Raw genomic sequence first — 3,230 nt, forward strand, 5'->3', positions numbered from 1 at the left:
ATGGCAAGGGTCTGCGCTGTCTTGGCGACGGCAAGCGGCGTCCCCAGTTTCAGCAACGCCCCGGTGAGGGTGGGCATGAAGCCGCCGAGACGGTCAAAGGCGGCAAGGTTCATCTCCCAGGCCTGGGGCAGCACCCGAACCCAGTCGAGCCAAAGTTCGGGACCGAACGCCGCCGCGCTCAGTCCGGCCAGGGTCGCAAAGGTTAGGGCCGCCGCCAGGATGGCCCGCCACGCCCGCGCCGCCAGCAGCGCCACACCCGCCAGCAGGGCAAGGTGGGGCTTGATCGTCACTAGGCCCAGGCATACCCCAGCCGCGACTGGGTGTGTCCGCAGCAGGCCGAGACCGCCCCCCAGCAGAGCCGCGGTCAGGAACCCGGTTTGCCCGGCCGCCATCGTTACCATCGTCGAGGGGGCTGCCAGCAAGACCAGCGCCCGCCGTCCCGACCATCGTCTGCCTTGTCCCAGGGTGGCGAACAACGCCAGCGTTCCAAAAATCCAGACATGGGCCATGACAAGAAATGGCCCCAAAGACAATGGCAGGACGAAGAACAAGAAGGATGGTGGATAGAAATTAGGCAGGATGAAACTCGATTTTCCGCCCTGCAAGTCAAGCTGATAGGCGGAAAAGGCTTTGACGTCGTAAATCCGATCGACAAATCCTGACCAGATCGCTTTTGACATCGACCAGAATTCAAAAAAGTCATTGTGCCGTGTCAGGATCGGCGTGGACTCATTCTCCAATCCGATCGTATAGCTATAGACGTTAATAGATATGCCGATGAGTGTTATTATTTTTAGGATGTTGAGGATTCGGCCTTCGGCGGAAAGTCTAATAAATCTCACAATAACACCATCGGTGAATCTACGTATCGGCTTTGGGCGAAGATGCGCCGCCTTGTCGCGGTGGGGAGTATCTCTTTTTGGTGGTGTTCTGTCCAGGTTCCGCCTGTCATGCCCGCCGGTCAATAACTTGGGCAGTTGTATTGTCCCCCCGCTGAGCGTGCCCGATGCTCCCTCGGAAGGGGGGCGAAATTTGCATCAATTTAATTATAGTTTTAAGTAAAATAACGTAAAATATGGACCGAGATGGTTTTTGTTTCCCCAAGTGATAATGCATTTGCGTTCTCTCTGTGGTGAAGTTATGTAATAACAGTACGTTGATTCTGTGGTCTACAGGGATTGTAGGATGTGCCCTGTCTAGTCGGGGGGGGTCGCTCCTGTTTGCTCGCCGCGAGGTTTCAGAAAATTCGATATAAAATAAATTATCCATCTATAATTATTCTTCATACGAACGGGTGTGTGGTCGTTTTACTTATTTTTAATGTTCATGCATGTTTTTTACGTGATCATTTCAAGTATCCATTTCTGTTTTTATCGATTTTTGGAGGTGGCGGATTCTGGGTAGGGGGTGTCCCCTCTCGCGTTTCGTTTTGCTTCCCCGCTTTTGACGAAAGCGGGGGGCGATATGGCGTTCTAACCTGTTTGAGGCAGTGGAAGATGGGAGACTTCGCCGGACTCGGCACCATGGCGCGCGTGCTCCCGTCAGCCGCAGGGGGCAATCGTCTTGCCGTCCTGCTGATCCTGTCTGCGATTCTCGTCAACGGATTGGCGCTATCCGGCGTGTTTTTCGCTCTGTCCGAGGTCAAGCAACGCGATATCGCTCGGCAAGAAATGCACGGAATGGCCCAGGTTCAGGCGATTCGGCAGAATATCGATAACACGATTACTAAAATTGACATTGCTCTGAAATTGATTTCCGACTCGCTTGAATCGGATTTTCGCAGTGGTGTGGAGAAAAAAGAGACAATTGTCGGTGTTATGGATAAGATTCGTTATCTCATAACCGAATCTGAAGATGTTTCGGTTACCGATAATGATGGGGCTGTTATTTATCATATGGGGCATGAAACGCCGTTTTATTTTAACGTTAGGGATCGTGAGTATTTTCGGGACATGATGGTCGGTGGCAAGAACACGATGTATGTTTCTCGCCCGGTCAGAAGCCGATTGTCCGGTCACGATATTCTGATCTTCGCCCGGGCCTATCGCGACCGGACCGGACAGTTTGGCGGTATAATCGTTATTCCGGTCCGGCTGAGTTACTTCAGCCAGCAAATGTCCGTTTTCCCGCTGAAAGGGGGTGAGGGGCTCAGCCTGCGCGGGGGCGATCTTTCCGTGATCGTCCGCGTTCCGGTGGGCGCGGACCAGACATCGGGGGAGATGGACACGCCGCCGGGACTGAAGGAGCGGATTGCCGCCAATTCCTCAACGGGGACGGTTCATGCCCCGACTCCGTCCGAGGGACTGGATCGGGTCTATGCCTTCGCCCGTTTATCGTCGAGCCCGATTTATGTCATCAACAGCGCCTCGGAAGCCGATTATCTCGAAGAATGGCGGCATCTGCGCACCGTCGCGTTGGGGATGGCCCTGCTGTTCCTGGTCTCGACCAATTTTGCTGCCTACATGATCTTTCATTATTGGCGCAAGGAACGGGACAATGCGGCTCAGTTGCGCGAATCGAATGGCAATTTGCGCGACGCGATCACCAACCTTCGAGAGCTCCACGAATCGATTCTGGCCGCATCCGAAGTCGGCGGTCTTGGGACCTATGCCCTCGGATTGGTTGATGATCACTGGGTCCGTTCGCCCGAGCAGGAGGCGATCTTTGGCATTGATCGAGATTACCCCACCACCGGCGAAATGTGGCGGAGCCTGATTCACGACGAGGATCGCGAGAAGCTTCGGACCTATTTCGACGAGACGGTGCGGACTCATCTTTTGCCGTTCGACATGGAATACCGGATCACCCGCCCCAGCGACGGGGCGATCCGCTGGATACATACGATCGGCAAGTTGGAACTGAATGCGGCGGGTCTGCCGGTGCGCCTCATCGGCGCGGTCAAGGATGTGACCGATCAGAAGGAAAGCCAGGAGCGGATGGCCTATCTGGCGTTTCACGACAGCCTGACCGGCTTGCCCAACCGGACCTTGCTGGTCGACCGCATCCACCACGCCCTGCTTCAGGCCAAGCGTCATGGCGATCAACTGGCGGTGTGCTACCTCGATCTCGATGGGTTTAAGCCGATCAACGACCAGTGGGGGCACGATTTCGGCGACAGGATTCTGGTCGAAGTGGCCGAGCGGTTACAGGGCGCGACCCGCCCCGGCGACACGGTCGCCCGGATGGGGGGCGATGAATTTGTTGTTCTGCTTTGCCGTATCGGCGAGGAG

At 55.5% G+C, this 3,230-nt stretch carries 2 protein-coding genes; one reads left to right on the forward strand and one right to left on the reverse strand.

The annotated features are described in order from the left end of the window. Positions 1-680: glycosyltransferase family 87 protein (locus K678_RS18050; RefSeq protein WP_155804598.1), on the reverse strand; the 680-nt coding region annotated here is incomplete at its 3' end. A gap of 540 nt (positions 681-1,220) precedes the next feature. Between K678_RS18050 and K678_RS18055 the strand changes: the two genes are divergently transcribed. Further along, the coding region (locus K678_RS18055) for a bifunctional diguanylate cyclase/phosphodiesterase (RefSeq protein ID WP_155804599.1) at positions 1,221-3,230 on the forward strand (2,010 nt) is incomplete at its 3' end.

The sequence above is a fragment of the Magnetospirillum fulvum MGU-K5 genome (assembly GCF_000442515.1).
In the GTDB taxonomy this organism is placed as follows: domain Bacteria; phylum Pseudomonadota; class Alphaproteobacteria; order Rhodospirillales; family Magnetospirillaceae; genus Phaeospirillum; species Phaeospirillum fulvum_B.